Annotated in this window: 21 protein-coding genes; 11 read left to right on the top strand and 10 right to left on the bottom strand. The window is 70.5% G+C overall.

What is annotated here, in order from left to right:
• Positions 1-95: 95 nt before the first annotated feature.
• Together NIE79_RS33760 and NIE79_RS23835 are read right to left on the bottom strand one after the other, a co-directional pair.
• Positions 96-230, bottom strand: a complete 135-nt coding sequence (locus NIE79_RS33760; protein ID WP_274524575.1) for a hypothetical protein — start codon at positions 228-230, stop codon at positions 96-98.
• Positions 218-697, bottom strand: a complete 480-nt coding sequence (locus tag NIE79_RS23835) for an STAS domain-containing protein (protein ID WP_238680682.1) — start codon at positions 695-697, stop codon at positions 218-220. The genes NIE79_RS33760 and NIE79_RS23835 overlap by 13 nt, the downstream gene beginning before the upstream one ends.
• Positions 698-950: 253 nt before the next feature.
• Between NIE79_RS23835 and NIE79_RS23830 the strand changes: the two genes are divergently transcribed.
• The 6 genes from NIE79_RS23830 to NIE79_RS23805 all read left to right on the top strand — a co-directional run bounded on the left by NIE79_RS23830 (position 951) and on the right by NIE79_RS23805 (position 8,248).
• Positions 951-2,744: a thiamine pyrophosphate-requiring protein gene (locus NIE79_RS23830; RefSeq protein ID WP_238680681.1), complete on the top strand. Its 1,794-nt coding sequence runs from the start codon at positions 951-953 to the stop codon at positions 2,742-2,744.
• Between the two features lie 81 nt (positions 2,745-2,825).
• Positions 2,826-3,383, top strand: a complete 558-nt coding sequence (locus tag NIE79_RS23825; RefSeq protein ID WP_238680680.1) for an HPP family protein — start codon at positions 2,826-2,828, stop codon at positions 3,381-3,383.
• Positions 3,352-5,787, top strand: coding sequence for a molybdopterin oxidoreductase family protein (locus NIE79_RS23820; RefSeq protein ID WP_238680679.1), 2,436 nt, complete (start codon positions 3,352-3,354; stop codon positions 5,785-5,787). The genes NIE79_RS23825 and NIE79_RS23820 overlap by 32 nt, the downstream gene beginning before the upstream one ends.
• Positions 5,788-5,790: 3 nt before the next feature.
• A complete protein-coding gene (locus tag NIE79_RS23815) occupies positions 5,791-6,249 on the top strand; it encodes a hypothetical protein (protein ID WP_238680678.1) in 459 nt (152 codons plus the stop codon).
• 125 nt (positions 6,250-6,374) lie between these two features.
• Positions 6,375-6,782 carry a four-helix bundle copper-binding protein gene (locus tag NIE79_RS23810; protein WP_238680677.1) on the top strand — a complete coding sequence of 136 codons (408 nt, stop codon included), beginning with the start codon at positions 6,375-6,377 and terminating at the stop codon, positions 6,780-6,782.
• Between the two features lie 167 nt (positions 6,783-6,949).
• On the top strand, positions 6,950-8,248 hold the full coding sequence (locus NIE79_RS23805; protein ID WP_238680676.1) for an NAD(P)/FAD-dependent oxidoreductase: 1,299 nt from the start codon (positions 6,950-6,952) through the stop codon (positions 8,246-8,248).
• Between the two features lie 100 nt (positions 8,249-8,348).
• Here the strand turns inward: NIE79_RS23805 and NIE79_RS23800 are convergent, their stop codons facing one another.
• On the bottom strand, positions 8,349-8,585 hold the full coding sequence (locus NIE79_RS23800) for a hypothetical protein (RefSeq protein ID WP_238680675.1): 237 nt from the start codon (positions 8,583-8,585) through the stop codon (positions 8,349-8,351).
• Between the two features lie 362 nt (positions 8,586-8,947).
• A complete protein-coding gene (locus tag NIE79_RS23795) occupies positions 8,948-9,661 on the bottom strand; it encodes a GAF and ANTAR domain-containing protein (RefSeq protein WP_238680674.1) in 714 nt (237 codons plus the stop codon).
• 187 nt (positions 9,662-9,848) lie between these two features.
• Here NIE79_RS23795 and NIE79_RS23790 point away from each other — a divergent pair, with 187 nt between their 5' ends.
• A complete protein-coding gene (locus NIE79_RS23790) occupies positions 9,849-9,980 on the top strand; it encodes an ANTAR domain-containing protein (RefSeq protein WP_238680673.1) in 132 nt (43 codons plus the stop codon).
• 145 nt (positions 9,981-10,125) lie between these two features.
• On the opposite strand, the gene NIE79_RS23785 is transcribed toward NIE79_RS23790, so the two are convergent.
• From NIE79_RS23785 to NIE79_RS23775, 3 genes are all read right to left on the bottom strand, one after another.
• The gene (locus NIE79_RS23785) at positions 10,126-10,509 is read right to left on the bottom strand and encodes a VOC family protein (protein WP_238680672.1); all 384 of its coding nucleotides are present in this window, start codon (positions 10,507-10,509) and stop codon (positions 10,126-10,128) included.
• A 111-nt stretch (positions 10,510-10,620) separates the two neighbouring features.
• Positions 10,621-12,267, bottom strand: coding sequence for a thiamine pyrophosphate-binding protein (locus tag NIE79_RS23780; protein WP_238680671.1), 1,647 nt, complete (start codon positions 12,265-12,267; stop codon positions 10,621-10,623).
• Between the two features lie 12 nt (positions 12,268-12,279).
• Complete coding sequence (locus tag NIE79_RS23775) at positions 12,280-13,041, bottom strand: cyclase family protein (RefSeq protein WP_238680670.1); 762 nt, start codon at positions 13,039-13,041, stop codon at positions 12,280-12,282.
• A 98-nt stretch (positions 13,042-13,139) separates the two neighbouring features.
• On the opposite strand from NIE79_RS23775, the gene NIE79_RS23770 reads away from it, so the two are divergent.
• Both NIE79_RS23770 and NIE79_RS23765 read left to right on the top strand, forming a co-directional pair.
• Positions 13,140-14,444, top strand: a complete 1,305-nt coding sequence (locus NIE79_RS23770; protein WP_238680669.1) for a cytochrome P450 — start codon at positions 13,140-13,142, stop codon at positions 14,442-14,444.
• Between the two features lie 11 nt (positions 14,445-14,455).
• Complete coding sequence (locus NIE79_RS23765) at positions 14,456-14,695, top strand: hypothetical protein (protein ID WP_238680668.1); 240 nt, start codon at positions 14,456-14,458, stop codon at positions 14,693-14,695.
• Positions 14,696-14,722: 27 nt separating this feature from the next.
• On the opposite strand, the gene NIE79_RS23760 is transcribed toward NIE79_RS23765, so the two are convergent.
• A complete protein-coding gene (locus NIE79_RS23760; protein WP_238680667.1) occupies positions 14,723-15,160 on the bottom strand; it encodes an ATP-binding protein in 438 nt (145 codons plus the stop codon).
• A gap of 194 nt (positions 15,161-15,354) precedes the next feature.
• Between NIE79_RS23760 and NIE79_RS23755 the strand changes: the two genes are divergently transcribed.
• Positions 15,355-16,575: a PP2C family protein-serine/threonine phosphatase gene (locus tag NIE79_RS23755; protein ID WP_238680666.1), complete on the top strand. Its 1,221-nt coding sequence runs from the start codon at positions 15,355-15,357 to the stop codon at positions 16,573-16,575.
• 123 nt (positions 16,576-16,698) lie between these two features.
• Here NIE79_RS23755 and NIE79_RS23750 read toward each other — a convergent pair whose 3' ends face one another.
• Positions 16,699-17,439 carry a GAF and ANTAR domain-containing protein gene (locus NIE79_RS23750; RefSeq protein ID WP_238680665.1) on the bottom strand — a complete coding sequence of 247 codons (741 nt, stop codon included), beginning with the start codon at positions 17,437-17,439 and terminating at the stop codon, positions 16,699-16,701.
• A gap of 339 nt (positions 17,440-17,778) precedes the next feature.
• Between NIE79_RS23750 and NIE79_RS23745 the strand changes: the two genes are divergently transcribed.
• Entirely contained in the window at positions 17,779-18,537 is a 759-nt protein-coding gene (locus tag NIE79_RS23745) for a GAF and ANTAR domain-containing protein (protein ID WP_238680664.1), read from the top strand.
• A 139-nt stretch (positions 18,538-18,676) separates the two neighbouring features.
• Here the strand turns inward: NIE79_RS23745 and NIE79_RS23740 are convergent.
• Positions 18,677-18,865, bottom strand: a 189-nt coding sequence (locus NIE79_RS23740) for an ANTAR domain-containing protein (RefSeq protein WP_238680663.1), incomplete at its 5' end; no start/stop codon positions are given.

Here is an 18,865-nt window from a genome sequence, read left to right as displayed (position 1 = left end):
CGCCTATTTTCCACCACCCGCATCTGTGGACCAAGCGCCGGCTCACCTGGGCGAACGTCGTCGCACGAACGACCTGCAGACCCGATGGTCGATGATCACCAGGATCGGCAGGTGAACCTCTCATCGATGGATGTGGCCGGCACCACGTCCGGCGACGGCGGTGGCCACCGATACGGCCCCAGCCCGTCGACATCGATGAGCTGGTCGACTGCGCCGATCAGGTCGAGCATCGGGGCGAGCCATCGTGGTGCGGCCAGCGCCAGTCGGTGGTCTTGACCGCCGGGATATCCAGGTTTATCCCGGCGCTGGTCACTGCCAGCAGGTAGCTGACGCATGGAGCGGCGGCGCGCAGAGCCAACGTGACCTCGGCGGACTCCGCCGCGCGCTGTGTTCGCAGCAAAGCGCTGATGCCGTGGGCGCTGAAGAACGTCACCCCGGAGAGGTCGAGCACCAGGCGCGCGGGTCGCCGGATGATCACGTGTTCGGCCAGCTCACTGATGAGATGAGCGGTGCTCATGTCGACCTCGCCGGAAACGGTGATCAGTGGCGCATGACGGTCATTGTGCAGGTCGAGCGTCATGATCGGTTTGGCGGGCCGAGCGTCCTGCCGCGCGGGCTGAGCGTGCTGCCGCGCGGGCTGAGCGTGCTGCCGCGCGGGCTGAGCGTGCTGCCGAGTGGGCTGTTCGAGGATGGACATGACGCCTCCCGATCTGGTGCATCGGTGAGTCGGACCCTCCCGCGGCGAGGCGCGGGCGGCGGACCTGGGCGCATGTCTTGACCCGCGATCCACCCTACCCACGATTTTCGCCGCTGACACCATTCGAGCGGTGGACGAGTCTCGATCCAGCGGTGATCGTGAGGCTTCTCGAAGAGGTGCTGCCCATCCGGTTCGGTCCGCCGGCCCGGGGTAGGGGCACATGCTGAAGGGTGATCGAGGCGAGGAGGCAACGGTGGCGGACGCGACGGTGGCGGACCTGGTGGTGGCTCGGTTGGCCGACTGGGGCGTGGACCGGGTCTTCGGCTACTCCGGGGACGGTATCGATGGGGTGATGGGGGCGTTGCGTCGTGCCGGCCGGCCGGAGTTCGTGCAGGCCCGGCACGAGGAGACGGCGGCGTTCATGGCGTGCGGGCACGCCAAGTACACAGGTGGGTTGGGGGTGTGTCTGTCGACTCAGGGACCGGGCGCGGTGCATCTGCTCAACGGCCTCTACGACGCCCGGATGGACTCCCAGCCAGTGCTCGCCCTGGTCGGTCAGCAGGTGACGTCAGTGCTGGGTAGCGGCTATCAGCAGGAGATCGACCTGGTACGCCTGTACGGCGATGTGTGCGCACAGTTCGTGCAGACCGCGTACACCCCGGAGCAGCTGCCGATGCTGCTCGACCGGGCCATCCGCACCGCGCTGGCGACCCGTAGCCCGACCTGTGTGATCCTGCCGCACGACGTGCAGACCGCCCCGGCCCCGGACCCCGGCGCACACCAGCACGGAATCATGGTGACCAACCCCGGGTTGCCGGTGCCCGAGCTGCGGCCCCGCGCCGATGATCTGCGCGCAGCCGCGGACCTGCTCGACGCCGGGCAGCGGGTGGCGATCCTGGTGGGGCAGGGTGCGCGAGCCGCCGCCGGCGAGGTGGTCGAGCTGGCCGAGGCGCTGGGCGCCGGCGTGACGGCGTCGCTGCTGGGCAAGCCGGTGCTGGACGAGTCCCTGCCCTTTCACACCGGTGTGATGGGCCACCTGGGCAGCACCGCCAGCAGCATGCTGATGAGCGAGTGCGACACCCTGCTGATCATTGGCAGCAACGATCCCTGGTCGGAGTTCTACCCGGCGCCGGGGCAGGCCCGGGCGGTGCAGATCGACATCGACGGCCGACGCCTCGGGATGCGTTACCCAGTGGAGGTGCCGCTGCTCGGCGACGCCGCCGAGACCATCCGGGCGCTGCTGCCGCTGCTCACCGAGCGGTCCGACCGGGGTTGGCGTCAGCGCGTCGAGGGTGAGGTGACCCGCTGGCGGGACATCGCCCGGCAGCGGGCGACCGCCAGCGCCGAGCCGGTGAATCCGCAGTACGTCCTGCACGCCCTCACCGACCGGCTACCCGCAGACGCGCAGGTGGCGGTGGATGTCGGGTCGGTGACCTACTGGTACGCCCGGCATCTGCGGCTGCCCGTCGGTGTGGACGCGCACCTGTCCAGCACCCTGGCGTCGATGGGTTCGGCGCTGCCGTACGGGCTGGCCGCGAAGCTCGCCACGCCGCACCGACCAGTGGTGGCACTCGCCGGGGACGGGGCGATGCAGATGAACGGGCTGGCCGAGTTGCTGACCGTCGCGCACCGCTGGCGCGACTGGGCGGACCCTCGGTTCGTGGTGCTGGTGCTGCACAACCGCGACCTGGCCGAGGTGAGCTGGGAGCAGCGGGAGATGGAGGGCGATCCCCGCTTCGTCGACTCCCAGCGCCTGCCCGACGCGCCGTACGCCCGGTGGGCCGAGTTGCTGGGTCTGCGCGGCGTCCGGGTCACCAGCCCGACCGAGGTCGACAAAGCCTGGGACGAGGCCCTGTCGGCGGACCGGCCGACGCTCATCGAGGCGATCGTGGACCCGGCGATCCCGTTGCTTCCGCCAGCGCAGCCGTACGAGAAGGTCGCCACCATGTACGAGGCGCTCGGTCGGGAGGACACCGACCTGGGCCGGCGGGCGCTGGCGCACCTGCGCCGCGAACGGGCCACCGAAGGCTTCGACGATCCGCGGTGACACCGGGCAGGCATGACGAACAAGACTCGGGAAAAGGTCCCCGAGCAAGCGCGGAGCGGCACGAGCGACAGGGGGAGCGTGATGGGCCGAGCGGGGCGCTCCGCGCACGCCTTCGCGGGCGGCGCGCTGGCGGTGGTGCTCGCCGGGCTGGTCGCACTCGTCACGCACCAGCCGTGGCTGTTCCCCAGCCTGGGGCCGGCGGTGATGTTGCATGTGGAGAAGCCGGCGTCGCCGGAGTCTTCGCCGCGCAACACGTTCATCGGGCACGGGGTGGCCCTGCTGGCCGGTTACCTGTTCCTGGTGGCCTGCGGGCTTGCCGACGAACCCTCGGCGCTCCAGGAGGGGGTGACCGGGTTGAGGATCGTGGCGGTGGCCGGGTCGCTGGCGGTGACCGCGTCGGTGCTGGTGCTGCTGAAGGCGTCGCACGCTCCGGCGGGCGCGACCACACTGATCGTGAGCCTGGGCCTGTTGCGTACCCCGACCCAGTTGCTCGTCGCGGCCGGCGCGGTGGTGCTGGTCACGGTCGTCGACTGGCTCTACGGACGGGTGTCGGGCCGACCGATGCCGCTGTGGGCGGCCACTGCGCCGTCACCGGAAGGAGGACATCGTGGTGGACCGGATCGCCGACCCGTGGGGTGAGCGGACCCCGTACGGGCCGGGGCAGCAGTGGCCGGTGCGGGTGGACCGGTACCTGGCCGACGGCCGGGGCGATGCCGACGTGGACCGGTGGGTGCAGTCCGCGTCGGTGCTGCACTCCAACGGCGACGCGCTGGACATCGGCGTCGCCGACGGGCGGATCGTCGGGGTGCGCGGGCGGGCCGTGGACCGGATCAACCGGGGTCGGGTCGACCCGAAGGACCTGTACGGCTGGCAGGCCAACCACAGCCCGGACCGGTTGACCCGACCGCTGGTCCGCGACGGCGGCCGCCTGGTCGAGGCGGACTGGGACACCGCGATGGGCCGGATCGTGGCCCGGTCGAAGGAGCTCCTCGACGGGCCGGGTGGGTGGGGGCACTTCGGCTTCTACACCAGCGGGCAACTGTTCCTGGAGGAGTACTACACGCTCGGTGTGATCGGTAAGGCCGGTCTGGGCACGCCGCACATGGACGGGAACACCCGGCTGTGCACTGCCACCGCGGCGGCGTCGATGAAGGCGAGCTTCGGCACCGACGGGCAGCCCGGCTCGTACACCGACGTGGACCACTGCGACGCGATCGCGCTGTGGGGTCACAACGTCGCCGAGACGCAGACGGTGCTGTGGATGCGGATGCTGGACCGACGCCGTGGCCCCAACCCACCGGCGATGCTGGCGGTGGACCCGCGCGCCACCCCGGTCGCCCGGGAGGCCGATCTGCACCTGGCGGTGCGCAACGGCACCAACGTTGCCCTGATGAACGGGCTGCTCCGGGAGATCATTCGGCGCGGCTGGTACGACAACGACTACGTCGACGCGCATACCCTGGGCTTCGAGGAGCTGTGCCGGATCGTCGACGGCTACCCGCCTCAACGGGTCGCCGACATCTGCGGCGTTCCGGCCGCCGATGTGGAGCGGGCCGCCGAACTGGTCGGCACCTCGCAGCGGTTGCTGTCGACAGTGTTGCAGGGCTTCTACCAGTCGAACCAGGCCACCGCCGCCGCCTGCGCCGTCAACAACCTGCACCTGGTTCGCGGGATGATCGGCCGGCCCGGCGCCGGGATCTACCAGATGAACGGCCAGCCCACCGCCCAGAACAACCGGGAGACCGGCGCCGACGGCGACCTGCCCGGCCTGCGCAACTGGGACAACGAGCGGCACGTCGAGGAGTTGGCCCGGCTGTGGAACGTGGACGTGGACACCATTCCGCACTGGGCGCCGCCGACGCACGCCATGCAGATCTTCCGGTACGCCGAGCAGGGCTCGATCAAACTGCTCTGGATCTCCGCCACCAACCCGGCCGTCTCACTGCCGGAGCTGCACCGGATCCGGCAGATCCTGACCCGGCCGGAGCTGTTCGTGGTGGTTCAGGACCTCTTCCTCACCGAGACCGCCGAGCTGGCCGACGTCGTGCTGCCCGCCGCCACCTGGGGCGAGAAGACCGGCACGTTCACCAGCGTCGACCGGACCGTGCACATCTCCGACAAGGCCGTCGAGCCGCCCGGGGAGGCCCGCCCGGACCTGGACATCTTCCTCGACTACGCCCGCCGGATGGACTTCCGCAACCGCGACGGCCAGCCACTGATCGACTGGAGCGGGCCGGAGGAGGTGTTCGAGGCGTGGAAGGAGTGTTCCCGGGGCCGGCCGTGTGACTACACCGCCATCACCTACGAGAAGCTGCGCGGCGGCTCGGGCATCCAGTGGCCCTGCACCGACGAGCATCCCGACGGCACCGAGCGTCTCTACACCGACGGACACTTCCATACCGACCCCGACTACTGCGAGACGTACGGTCATGACCTGGCCACCGGCGCGGAGTTCACCGAGGCGGAATACCGGGCCAAGGAACCGGACGGGCGGGCGTTCCTGCACACCGTCGAGTACCAACCCTCACCCGAGGTGCCCGACGACGAGCATCCGCTGCTCCTCACCACCGGCCGCACCGTCTACCAGTTCCACACCCGCACCAAGACCGGCCGCGCCCCGCAACTCAACCAGGCGGCACCGGACGTGTGGGTGGAGCTCAACCCCGCCGACGCGGCCCGGTTCGGCATCGCCGAGGGCGACCTGGTCGGCGTCTCCTCGACGCGCGGCGCCATCCAGGCCCGCGCCCGGCTCTGCGGCATCCGCCCCGGCGTGGTCTTCCTTCCGTTCCACTACGGCTACTTCGACCAGGACCCGGCCGACCGCACCCCGAGGGCGGCGAACGAGCTGACCATCACCGCCTGGGACCCGGTGTCCAAGCAGCCCCTCTTCAAGGTCGCCGCCGTCGCGGTGACGAAACTCGCCGACGGGAGGGGCGTACCCTCGCCGGCGCCGACCGTCGGCGGCAGCGCACCACCAGCGGACGCTGACGTGCCGCCCACAATTGGTGGGCCGGCGGCCGAGGCCACCAGCGGGAAGGAGTGAGCCGTGAACCTCGCCCACTACCTCGGTCTCCTGCATCGCGCGCAGGTCAACCTGGCCGACGCGTTCCGGCAGGTCGCCGACGCGCACGCCGAGGAACCCGACATCGAGCACCTCTGCCAGCAGCAGGCGAAGCGCTGCGACGCGCACGCCGAACAGCTGCACCCGTTCGTCGTCCGCTACTCCGAGGACGCCCCCGACGAACCCGACCGGCTGCACTCGCAACTGTTCACCGGCACCCGCACCGGCGGCATCGGCCTCCTGCGGGACCTCCAGGACCTCTACCTGATGGCCGCCGAGTGCGACATCACCTGGACCGTCGTCGGCCAGGCCGCCTACGGTGCCCGCGACAAAGAACTGCTCGCGGTCGTACGAAGCTGCGAGGGAGAAACCGCGATCCAGCTCAAGTGGCTGCGTACCCGGATGAAGGCCGCCGCGCCCCAGGCACTCGTCGTCGCCGACTGACGGCGCCAACCAGGGCGGGCGGCCGCCCCGGCCCGCTGGTCCTCCGGTCGGGCCGCCGGCGCCCACCCGGTGTGTCCCGGGGCTCTTCGGGTAGGGCATCAGGAACCGAGAGAGAGGAATTCCTGATGCCGAGCATCACAATGGCAATGCTGGAGACGTACCCCAAGTCGATCAACCTGGACCGCGCGAAACTGGCGGCGACGATCGACGCGCTCAACGACTGTGCCCAGGCCTGCACCGCGTGCGCGGACGCCTGCCTGAGCGAGGACATGGTCGCCGAGCTGACCACGTGCATCCGCACGGACCTGGACTGCGCCGACATCTGCACCACCACCGCTCGGGTGCTGTCCCGACACACCGGCTACGACGCGAACATCAGCCGCAGTCTGCTGGAGGCGTGCGCCACCGCCTGCAAGTCGTGCGGGGACGAGTGTGCCGCTCACGCCGACAAGCACGAACACTGCCGGGTCTGCGCCGAGGCGTGCCGGGCGTGCGAGCGGGCCTGCCGGGACCTGTTGGCCACCATGAGCTGAGCAACAGGCAGGGGGTGCCGGCAAGCGAGGGCCGCCTTCCCGACGACAGGAGGCGCAAACGGCGCCCGCCGGCACCCGGTTCCAGGATTCGGACGTTTCCGCCTCCAACGTGGGGTTACCACCTGAACGAGACGAGGAACGACAGTCGACCGTTGAGGGGAACCGTCATGGCCCGACCCAGGATCGTCATCGTCGGCGCGGGATTCGCCGGCTTCCACGCCGCGCGTCGGCTGGCCCGCGTCTCGCGAGGCGCCGCCGACGTGGTGCTTGTCAACCCGACCGACTACTTCCTGTATCTGCCGCTGCTGCCGGAGGTCTCCGGCGGCGTGCTCGACCCCCGCCGGGTCACCGTTTCGCTGGCCGACACCCTGCCCGGGGTACGGGTGGTCCTCGGCGAGGTCGACGGCATCGACGTCGACGGGCGGGCCCTCTCCTACGTGGACCCGGAAGGACGCACCAGCCGGTTGTCGTACCACCGACTCGTCCTGGCCGCCGGGAGCGTCAACAAACTGCTACCGATCCCCGGGGTCGCCGACCACGCGCACGGCTTCCGCGGCATCCCCGAAGCGGTGTACCTGCGGGAGCGGCTGATCCAGCAGATCGAACTGGCCGACGCCACCGACGACCCGACCGAACGGGAGGCACGCTGCACCTTCGTCGTGGTCGGCGCCGGCTACACCGGCACCGAGGTCGCCGCCCAGGGGCAGCTGTTCACCGACGAGATCGTCCGCCACCACCCGCGGCTGGACGGGATCCGTCCACGCTGGTTACTGCTGGACACCGCCGACCGGGTCCTGCCCGGCCTCGCCGCCCGGATGTCGCGGGCAGCCGAGCGGGTGCTGCGCGAGCGCGGGATCGAGGTGTGCCTGGGCACCTCGGTCACCGAGGCCACCGCCGACGGGGTTCAGCTCTCCGACGGCCGGTTCCTGCCGTCCCGGACCCTGGTGTGGTGCGTCGGAGTACGACCCGACCCGCTCGTCGAGGCCACCGGGCTGGCGACGACCCGCGGGCGGGTCACGGTCGACGAGTACCTGAGCGTGCCCGGTCACCCGGAGATCCTGGCCTGCGGCGACGCCGCCGCCGTACCCGACCCGGCCCGACCCGGTGAGATCACCCCGATGACCGCTCAGCACGCTGTGCGACAGGGCCGGCTGGCCGCCGACAACATCGCCGCCTCCTACGGGGTCGGCCGACGCCGCCAGTACCGCCACCGTGACCTGGGCTTCGTGGTGGACCTCGGTGGGTGGCAGGCCACCGCGAACCCTCTACACGTACCCCTGTCCGGGCTACCGGCTCGCGCCGTGGCGCGCGGCTACCACCTGCTGTCCCTGCCCGCCAACCGCGCCCGCACGGCCGCCGACTGGCTCTTCGCCGCGATCGGATCCCGGCCGAGCGTGCAACTCGGCCTGGTGCCCGACGCCGCCGTTCCCCTGGACACCGCCACCCCGGAACTCGCCCACCGCTGACCTGTCCCCAGGGGCCGGTGCGGGCCGGTTGACAGGTCTGAAACGCGAGCCGCCCCGCCGCCGAGAGGCGGCGGGGCGGGCCAACTGGCGCCTCGTCGGATCACTCGCCGCCGGCGGCTCTGTCACGGTCGGCCTCGGCGTCCGCCGCCCCGGTCGGGATGCCGTCGCCGTCGCGGGTCGCGTGGGACAGGTCCACGTCGGCACCGGTCCGGACGGCGTCCGCCTTCGCGTCGTCCGCGCCGACGATCTCCCCGGCCGGAACGGCGCCCGCGCCCTCGTCGTCGATCAGCCGTCCGGCGGCGGCCAGTCCGACCGGTATGTACCTGGGATCGGTCATCTCGTCCTCCTCGGGGGTTTCTGCTCGTCCCCTACCGCTACCCCGAGGTGGTGTCCACACACCCCGGCCCGCTACTCCTCCGGGACGCGCGGGCCGACCTCTCCCCGCCTCAGGTGCTCCGCGTTGCGGTCGGCCTCGCTGTCGGCGTGCGCAGCCCCGGAGCCGGGATCCGTCGTTCGGCGCCCCTCGGCGTCCTGATACACAGCGCCGGTCTCGAGGGCTCTCTCCTGCTGACTCTGCTCAGGCGTCGTCATGGATTCCCCCTGCCCTCCGGGTCCACCAGCAAACGGTCCCGCCGGTGCTGCCGTTGGTGGAAGCCCGCTGGCCCTGCGGACGGTGTCGGGTACACCGCCAACGGTCTGCTACCGCTGTGGGCGGCGTGTGTTCTCGACCATCGCCGAGGCGACGTCGCGCACCTTGCGGTTGCTGTCCTGCGACAGTTTGCTCAGGATGGCGAAGGCCTGCTCGGGGGTGCAACGGCGCTCGCCCATGATGATGCCTTTGGCCTGTTCGATGACGGCGCGGTTCTCCATCGCCTTCTGCATGTGCCCGGCCAGGGTGGCCTGGGTCTCGTACAGGTGGGCGTTGGCCAGGCCGACGGCGGCGAACCCGGCGAACGTCTGAGCGATAGCGATCGCGTCGTCGTCGAAGGCGTTCGGTGCGGTGGCGTAGATGTTCAGCGCGCCGGTGACGTGCTCGTGCACGGGCAGCCCGACCGACAGGGAGCTGTGCGCGCCGGCCTTGGCGGCGGTGTCGGCCCAGCCGGGCCACCGCTGCTCGGTGCCGGTGTCCGGCACGATCAGGCTGGAGGTGCTCTCGGCGGCCTGCAGACACGGGCCGTAGCCACGTTCGTACTGCTTCTCGTCGAGAAGGAGGGCGAGCTCGCCGGTGAACGCGGCGGTCTGCGGCTTGTTGTCGTGCAGCAGGGTGACGCTGACCTCACTGGCCCCGGGGATCGTGCGCTTGGCCAGCTGCGCGATCTTGGCCAGCAGGGCGTCGAGGTCAACGTCGGCGAGCCGGATTCGGCCGAGCTCGGCGAACGCCTCATGCGGGTCCATGGGTTCGACGTGCGTCATCAAAGCGTCCTTAACGAGGGCGCGTACCACCACCAGAAACCTGGGGTGGGGTGCGCGGATCGCTGCAGGACTCCGCAGGCGGAGTCCGGGATCCGCGCCGCTTCTTGACGCTGGTCTCGACGGCGCCCATCGAAGGCGCCGTGCCACAGGTCTCCAGCCTACCCGTACCGGAACGTCCGCTGTCATCATGGGCGAGCGGCGCTGCACTCCCGAGCAGGCCCTCGCCGGCCTGGCGACGATGGCGCGCGACGCCAACCGCACGGTCCGCGAGGTCGCCCAAGCGATGGTGGAACGCACCGCCGACATCGCCGGACGGTAGTCGACAGCGGCTCGCCCGCGCTTAATCTTCGCTGCTGAGGGAAAATCGGCGACGATGCCACAGCCGCTGCAGCGGCGGGCATCCCGCGGCCGCCGGTCGAGAAGCCGGCCGGCGGCCACACGCGGGTGCCGCCCTGATCATGACGTCAGGCGACGCAGAACTCGTTGCCCTCGGGGTCGAGCATGACGACGTGCCCGAGGACGTCGCCGTACCACTCCTCACGGACCACAGTCGCGCCGACGGCAACCAGTTCGGGCACCTTCTGCCGGATCAACCGGGCGCGCTCGGCCATGTCACCCGAGCCTGGACCTGCCACCCGGATGTCGATGTGCATACGGTTCTTGGCGGACTTTTCCTCGGGGACCTTGAGGAAGCTGATGGCAGGGCCCCTGCCGTCCGGATCGATTATGGACGCGTTGTCGGGCTCGTCGAAACCGGGCTCCTTGACATAGCCGAGAGCCAACGCCCAGAAGGCGGCGATCCGCTGGGGATCGTCGGCATCGCATCCGAGGGTCCAAAGAGTGGCCACCGCGCCAACGTACGTCAGCTATGACGGCCTGTCACCGACCTGTCCGGGCGTTGCCCGGCTGACACCCGGTAGCGCTGGGTCTGACCTGGCCTTGGGCACGGCGGTGGTGGCTCAGTGGCCACGGAACGCCTCCTCCAACCACCACGAACCGCGGGCGGCGCTGACCTTGGCGTCGACCACCAACGGCCGGGTGCGCGGACCAGCGAGCCACTGGCGTACCGGTGCGAGATCGTCGACGGTCCGGGCGGTCAGCCCGTCGCAGCCGTAACCGCGGGCGATCGCGGCCAGGTCGGTCTCGGGGAAGGTGACAGTCTCCAACGGGTGCCCGTCGGGGCCGAAGTGGTGCACTTCCGCTCCGTACGCCGCGTCGTCGTAGATCACCACGAGCAGGGGTAGCGCCAGCCGGACGGCGGTGACCAGTTCGGTAGCGGACATGACGAAGCCACCGTCGCCGACCGCGGCGACGGTGAGCCGGTCCGGGCGGGCAACCGCCGCTCCGAGCGCACTGGCCAGGCCGAGCCCGACCGACTGGAACGCCTGGGTGAAGCAGAACCCGGCCACGTCCGGCACGTCGAGCCACATCGACGGGTAGCCCATGAAGTTGCCGGAGTCGACCACCACGGTCCGGTCGGCCGGCAGCAGGTCGTCCAGGGCGGCCGAGAGCGTCCTCGGGTCGATCGTCGCCGGGGCTCCGCCGCCCTCATCCTGGTAGGGAACCGTCCGCCACCGGCAGTGGTCGCGAATGCGTCGGGCCAGCTCCGGCGTACGCCAGCCGCCGGTGGTGGCGCCCCCGGCCCCGGTGGCGCCAACGCTCAGCTGAGCGAGCACCGCCTCGGCGACAGCCGACACCTCGCCGGCCACCGTCAGGTCGACCGGGCGGTTCACCCCGAACGCGGCCGGGTCGTGGTCGACCTGGACGACGACGGCGGAGGCCGGGATCAGTTCGCCGTGCCGGGTGGTCCACATGTTCAGCGTGCTGCCCCACGCGACGACCAGGTCCGCCGCGCCGATCAGCTCGGCGGTGAGCGGGGTGGCGAAGCCGCCGGCCACGTCGAGGTTCCACGGGTTGCCAGCGAACAGTCCCTTCGCCGCGGCCGAGACCGCGAGAAGCGCACCGCACGCGTCTGCGAGCCGGATCAGCGGTTCCCGAGCCGCCCGGGCGCCCCGACCGGCGATGAAGACCGGTCGACGTGCGGCCTGGAGCGCTGCCAGCAACGGCTCGACCTGCGGGGCGCTGACAGGGGTCGGCACGGCCGCCGGGACCGGGCCGGACCACGCTTCGGTCACGGCTTGCTGCACCTCCAACGGGAGGCCCAGCACCACAGTCGCGCCCCGGGCGGCGGCCCGGTACGCCGCGCCCGCGTCCTCGGCCGCGTGCGTCGCGCGTACCCGATGGAAGTCGGCCCCGACCGCGGCGGCGAGCGCCGGCAGGTCGATGAAGAAGTTCGACAGCGGCGCTGTCGCCTCCGGGGCCAGGACCACCATCGGGGTACGGCTCTTCGCGGCCTCGGTGAGACCGGTCAGCGCGTTGGTGACGCCCGGCCCCTGGTGCACCGAGAGCAGCCCCACAGTCCCGGCGGTACGGGCGTACCCGTCGGCCATGCTCGCCGCGCCGCCCTCGTGGGCCGCCGCCACGAACCGGGCGCCGGCCGCGACGAGCGCGTTCGTGACATGGAAGTTGCCACTGCCGACCACCCCGAAGACGTGCCGTGCGCCGTGTGCGTGCAGGACCCGCCCGACCACCTCGGCTACCCGCATCGGTGGCCCGGCCTACCGTTCGACGAGCGCGAGGACCCGACATGGGCTGCCGGAGCCGGAGACGATCGGCAGTGGCCCGGCGATCACCACCGCGCCGGTCGCCGGCAACTGCGTCAGGTTACGAAGCTGGGTCAGGCCGTACTTGTCCTGGCCGAGCAGGTACGAGTGGCACGGGAACGGCGGGTCGAACGAGTGCGCGGCGCCAGCGTCGGTCCCGACCGTCTCCACCCCGACGCCCTGGATCGGCGACTCCTCGGCCAGCCAGCGGGCGCACTCCACGGAGATGCCCGGGGTGCGCCCGGCGTTGGCGTACCGCTCCGGGTCGTCGCCGTGCGCGTCCCACCCGGTGCGGTAGAGCAGCCAGCCACCGCTGGGCAGGGCGCCGTGTTCCGCCTCCCATGCCTTGACGTGCTCGACCTCCAGCAAAAAGTCAGGATTGTCGGCGGCGTCGGCGGCGTGGTCGATCACCACCGCCGGGGCGATCAACCGGCTCACCGGGACCTGCGACACGTCCGCGCCCTGTTGACCGGTGACCCAGTGCACCGGGGCGTCGAAGTGGGTGCCGGTGTGCTCGCCGGTGGAGAAGTTGTTCCAGTACCAGGCCGGACCCCGGTCGTCGTACCGGCTGATCTCGCTGAGCTGAAACGGCCAGGTCTGGCCGAACTGCTCGGGCAGACCGAGGATCGGGGTCTGGTCCGAGAGCGGAGCGGTGAGGTCGACAACCTGGATCCGGCCGCTGGAGAGAGCGGCGACAAACTCCTGCAGCACCGTCATGCGGCGACGGTACACCCGCTCAACCTCCACGATGGACCTCTGTCGCTTCGGGTCGGCCAGGCGGGTTTCGCGCCGGGCGTCGTGGGCACTGCCCGCTCATGACCGACCAGCGCGGACCACACCTGGACGACACCCTCGGGGCGATCGTCAACGGCTACGCCTGGCTGCCCGGGCTGCTGAGACGTGAAGGCGCATCCAGCGTGCCGATCCGGGTGCTGGGTCAGCGCGCACTGGCGCTCCGCGGACCCGACGCGGTGCGGTTCTTCTACGACGAACGGCACGTACGCCGGCACGCGGCCATCCCGGAACCGGTACAGGGAACGTTGTTCGGTCACCGGGCAGTGCACACCCTCGACGGTTCGGACCATCGTCACCGCAAGGCGATGTTCCTGTCAGTGCTCACCGATCCGGGTCGCGTCGCCGCCCTGGTCGACCAGGTGGGCGCGGCCTGGAACGAAACGATCGCGACGAGCGGTGACGGACCGCAGGTCGTGCTCTTCGACGAGGCGAGCCAGGCGATCACCAAGGGCGTCTGCCGCTGGGCCGGAATTCCACTCGGCGATGCCGCTGTCGGGCCCGTGGCCCGCGACCTGACCGCCCTGGTCGACGGCTTCGCGACGCTCGGCCCGCGACACTGGCGGGCTCGGCGTGCCCGTGGGCGGCGCGAGGACTGGCTGGCCGGGCTCGTCCAGCAGGTCCGCGCGGGCGCGCTCACCACACCTGCCGGATCCGCACTGGAAGCGGTTGCCGGGCACCGCCACCGCGACGGTCAGCTGGTGGACGCCAAGCTCGCCGCTGTCGAGTTGCTCAACATCATCCGTCCCACCGTCGCGGTGTCCTGGTTCGTGGCGTTCACGGCACACGCGCTGCACCGCTGGCCCGAGCACCGCGACCACCTGCGCGCCGGCGACACCGGCTACGCGGTGGCTTTCGCCCACGAGGTACGCCGCTTCTATCCGTTCGCCCCGTTCGTCGGCGGCCGAGCGGTGACCGACCTGACCTGGCAGGGTCAGCACGTTCGCGCCGGGTCGCTCGTCCTGCTCGACATCTACGGTCAGAACCACGACCCGGGACTGTGGCCCGACCCGTACCGCTTCGACCCCCGGCGATTCGTCGGGCGCACTCCCGATCCGTACGAACTCATCCCTCAGGGTGGGGCCGATCCGAGCACCGGGCACCGCTGCCCGGGTGAGGACGTCACAGTGGCCCTGCTCACGGCCTTCGCCGGCTGGTTGGCACGGCTGGACTACACGGTGCCCGAGCAGGACCTGTCGATCTCGTTGCGCCGAATCCCCACGCAGCCCCGCAGCCGTTTCGTCGTGACCGACGTGCGCGTCTCGCACGGCGGAGAGGCAGTCGGTGGACAGCGGGAGCGCCAGGTCAGCAAGCGGGATGTCGGTTAGGTCCGCAAGCCGTGGGTGACGATCTGTCGGTGTTCACGGCGATTGCCCCGTCGGTGGGCGTGGTCCGCTACAGCCAGAACACGCTGGTCGATCAGCGTGTGAGCTGGCCTGCCGACGGCCACCGCGGGCAAGGTGCTGCGCGTCGTCGACTGCCGCGTCGTGGGGACGACCTCGACGGCGACCGGTTCGCCATCCAGACCGACACTGCCCCCGGGGGTGGCCACTGGCAGGACAACCACGGGAACCAGTGATCTGACGATCCGGCCGGGCGACCCTGGCTATCCGAGAGTGCCGCGGGTGCGTGCCGCGATGCGGATGGCGGTGCCTGCGGGCCCACTGTCGACGAGGAGATAGTCGGCCATGCGCGCGACCACCCACAGGCCCATTCCTCCTGTCTCCGACAGGGGCGGTCGTTCGGTGCGCGAAACGTAGCGAGCGGTGTTGAACCCCCGCCCCTGGTCAGTGACTTCACAGACGAGGTGGCCGTCCAGAAGCAGGCGTAGGCAACCTGCGCCTCCCCCGTGCCGGATCACGTTGATCATCAGTTCGTTGACCGCGATGACCCAGTTCTCGATCTCGTCGTGGTCGAGGCCACACCGGCGACTGACGGCCTCCACCTCGTGTCGGACGCGGTTGAGGTCGGCGAGGGTGAACGACGTCGAGAGCAGGGGCTTACTGACGGTGGGAGCGTGGTGGTCGAGCGGCGGTTTAGCCACTGCTTCCCCTCCCTGTCGGACGTGGAGCCGGTGACCTTACCGGTGGCACGAGGGACGATAGCTCTCCGGAACGGGTTCACCAGTCGGCCATGGCATCGATGTGACATCGGAAGGTACCCCGCGTCGTCGGCACCACACTGTTGATCTCGCTCCTGACATGCCATCGGTAGGGTGCCCGCGTCTAGGCTGCCTGGGTGGCTGATGCCGAGGTGGTGACGAATGAGGAGCGGCTGCGACGTATCGAGGCGATCACCGATGCCGCCCTGTCGGGGCTGAACGTCGCCGAGCTGCTCGACGAGCTACTCGAACGGGTCCGGGACCTACTCAAGGTCGATACCGCCACCATCCTCCTGCTGGACGACCACACCGGCGAGCTCGTCGCGACCGCGGCCAAGGGCCTGGAGGAGGAGGTACGCCGCGGGTTCCGCATCCGGGTCGGACGCGGCTTCGCCGGGCGGGTGGCAGCGACACGCGCGCCGGTCACGATCCATGACGTCACGCCCGACGACGTGGTCAATCCGATCCTGCTCGCCACGGGCGTACGTGCCCTGCTGGGTGTGCCCATGCTCGCCAACGGCAACCTCGTCGGCGTGCTGCACGTCGGCTCCCTGGCCCCGCGGCGGTTCGGCCCCGAAGACGTGAAGCTGTTGCAGCTCGTAGCCGACCGTGCCAGCCTCGCCGGTCAGGCCCGCGCACAGGTCCTCGACCGGCAGGCAGCGCTGGCCCTGCAACACAGCCTGCTACCCGGCCGGCTACCCGACGTTCCCGGCCTGGACCTGGCCGCCCGGTACGTTCCCGGCCACGACCTGGGCATCGGCGGCGACTGGTACGACGTGTTCACGTTGCCCTCGGGCTGGCTGGGCGCCGTCATCGGTGATGTCTCCGGCCACGGGCTGCCATCCGCCGTCGTCATGGGACGCATCCGCAGCGCGCTACGCGCCTACGCCCTCGATTCCGACGATCCCGCCGTGGCGCTGACCTCCCTCGACCGCAAGATCCACCATTTCGAGGCGGGCACCCTCACCACCGCCGTCTACGCCCTGATCGCGCCCGACCGCGCAACGGTGCACCTCTCCTCCGCAGGTCATCTGCCACCGCTGCTGGCTGTCCCCGGCCATCCCACCCAGCTCGTCAGCCTGACGGTGGACCGGCCACTCGGCGTGGGCCGACCATCCACCAACCGCCGCACGACAGTTCTGGACCTACCGCCGGGAGCGACGCTCGTCTTCTACACCGACGGACTGGTCGAACGCCGCAACGAACTGATCGACACCGGCATCGAGCGCCTCGCCGACGCCGTGCGGTCCGGGCCCGCCGAGGCGTTGTGCGACCACATCATGGTCACCACCGCGGAGGAGCACCCCAACGACGACATCGCCCTGCTCGTCGTCCGCCGCCAACCACCATCGGATTGAGCCGCCGCGGCAGGCACAGTGCACAGGGTTTTGGCCATCACCGGGCTACTGGGTGTGCTCGGCGTGCCCGAGCGCCTGTCCCCGCCCTCTCGATCCGAAGGATGAGGGACAGGGAGGCGGCGTTCACCGGGGTGTGCGGTGGGTCAGTTGACCCGTCGCCGTCAGATACCTTGCGACGTCGACGAGTTTCTGGTTGGTGTTCTGACTGGCCCGTGCCAGGACAGCGAATGCCTGGTCGGCGCTCAGCTTGTGACGCTCCATCAGGATGCCCTTCGCCTGCCCGATGACGTCCCGCACCGAGATCGCCTGATTGAGCTGTTCGAGGTGCTGCGCGCCGGACATCGCCACCGCGGCGTGCGCGGCGAACAGCAGCCCCACGTGCGCCGAGTCGTCATCGAAGGCGTGCGTGCGCGACGAGTACAGGTTCAGCGCGCCGAGGTTGTCCTCCTGCACGTACAGCTGGAACGACAACATGCTCGACACGCCCAACTCGGCGGCGCGCTGGGTGAACCGGGGCCACCGCTCCTCGACCGTCATGTCCGGCACGTGCACGGTCTGCTGCTCATACACCGCGCTCAGGCACGGGCCCTCACCGACTTCGTACTGCACCCGATCCACCGCGTACGCCAGGTCGGCGGTGCCGGCCCGAGTGTGGACCTCCCGGCGGTGTTCCACCACGGACAGGGCGGCGTACTCCGCGCCCGGCACCGTGCCCACCGCTGCGCCGGCAATCGCCTGCAGGGTCGCTACCACGCTGTCCTCGTGCTGCAACGTCCGAGCCAGGTCACTCAGCTTCCCCGCGAGATCGTCCACCGCTGCGGGCCGTGGCACGCCGGTGCCCGCATCGCTGTCACTGCCAGCCATCCCCGCTGCTCCCTCACCTAGGCGGGCGGCCCCGGACGGGATCTTCTTACCGGCCGGGGCCCGAGCGGGGCACATGTCGCGAACCGCGCCCCAGCTTCCCCAGGCCATGACGGCAAGACCACCGTCACGGAGCCGGCAACGCCGCTAGCGATAGCCCACGCTAGCTGGTCACCCGCACCTTGCTGCGCCGATTGCAGGGAAAACCGGCTCGCTGGTGGCCGTCCTGGCGACGAGGTCAGGACACCCGTCCGGCGACTGCTGCGGATCTTGGGCTCAGCCACGATGCGTAAGTCGCCCCTCGTCGGGCACTGGACCATCGACTACCGAAGGAGATTTCCTATGGCGAAGCCGCCGTACTCACCGCCGGGATCCCGACGGGAAGTGCGTGGCTGGCTCGCGGACGCCCTGGTCAGCCTCGCCGAAACCCCGAGCGACGCCTCGTTGATCGATGATCTGTTGCAGCGGATCGTGCAGCTGACAGCTGACCTCGTGGCCCCGGTGAGCTATGCGTCGGTCACCCGGACGCGCGACGGCGCGCCGACGACGGTCGCCATGAGCAGCGAGATCGCGCTCGCTGTCGACCGCGCCCAGTACGCCGACCGGGCCGGGCCGTGCCTGGACGCGCTCGACGCCGGTGTGCCCGTCGCCGTGCCGGACATCGGGGCGACCATGGCCTGGCCCGGGTTCCGCGAGGCGGCGCTGACACTGGGTCTGCGAGCATCGCTCTCCATCCCCCTGTTCGCCGGTGCTGGCGTGCCCATCGCCGCGCTGAACCTCTACAGCCACGATCCCGACACGATGGCACCGCTGACCGACCGGGTCTGGACGGTGTACGACCCGGAGCGCACCCGCACCGGAGCCTCGGATCCGACGTCGGCGGACCCGGGCACCGAGGAACTCGTCAGCGGACTCGTCGAAGCCTTCGCCGTGCGTGCCGTGATCCAGCAGGCCCTCGGCATGATCATGCACCAACGAAACAGCACGGCCGAGGACGCCTACCTGATCCTGCGGGTGAAGGCGGCCGAAACCGGCAGATCGCTCATCGAGACCGCGATCGTCACCAGAGACCACGACGACAGGCCCACAGCCGGAACCTAGAGCAACGGCCAGCTGTCAAGCTCACACCTCATCTCCGCAGCCCTGCCGATGCCGGAGGATCCGGTCGAGGGCACCCTCGCCGTACCGGCATCGGCAGGGCTGCGGAGATGAGGTGTGAGCTTGACAGCTGGCCGTTGCTCTAGGTTCCGGCTGTGGGCCTGTCGTCGTGGTCTCTGGTGACGATCGCGGTCTCGATGAGCGATCTGCCGGTTTCGGCCGCCTTCACCCGCAGGATCAGGTAGGCGTCCTCGGCCGTGCTGTTTCGTTGGTGCATGATCATGCCGAGGGCCTGCTGGATCACGGCACGCACGGCGAAGGCTTCGACGGG

Source organism: Micromonospora trifolii, from assembly GCF_022229005.1.
Taxonomy (GTDB): domain Bacteria; phylum Actinomycetota; class Actinomycetes; order Mycobacteriales; family Micromonosporaceae; genus Micromonospora; species Micromonospora trifolii.
The sequence above is the reverse complement of the archived record's forward strand: the minus strand, read 5'-3'. Positions and strand labels throughout refer to the sequence as shown.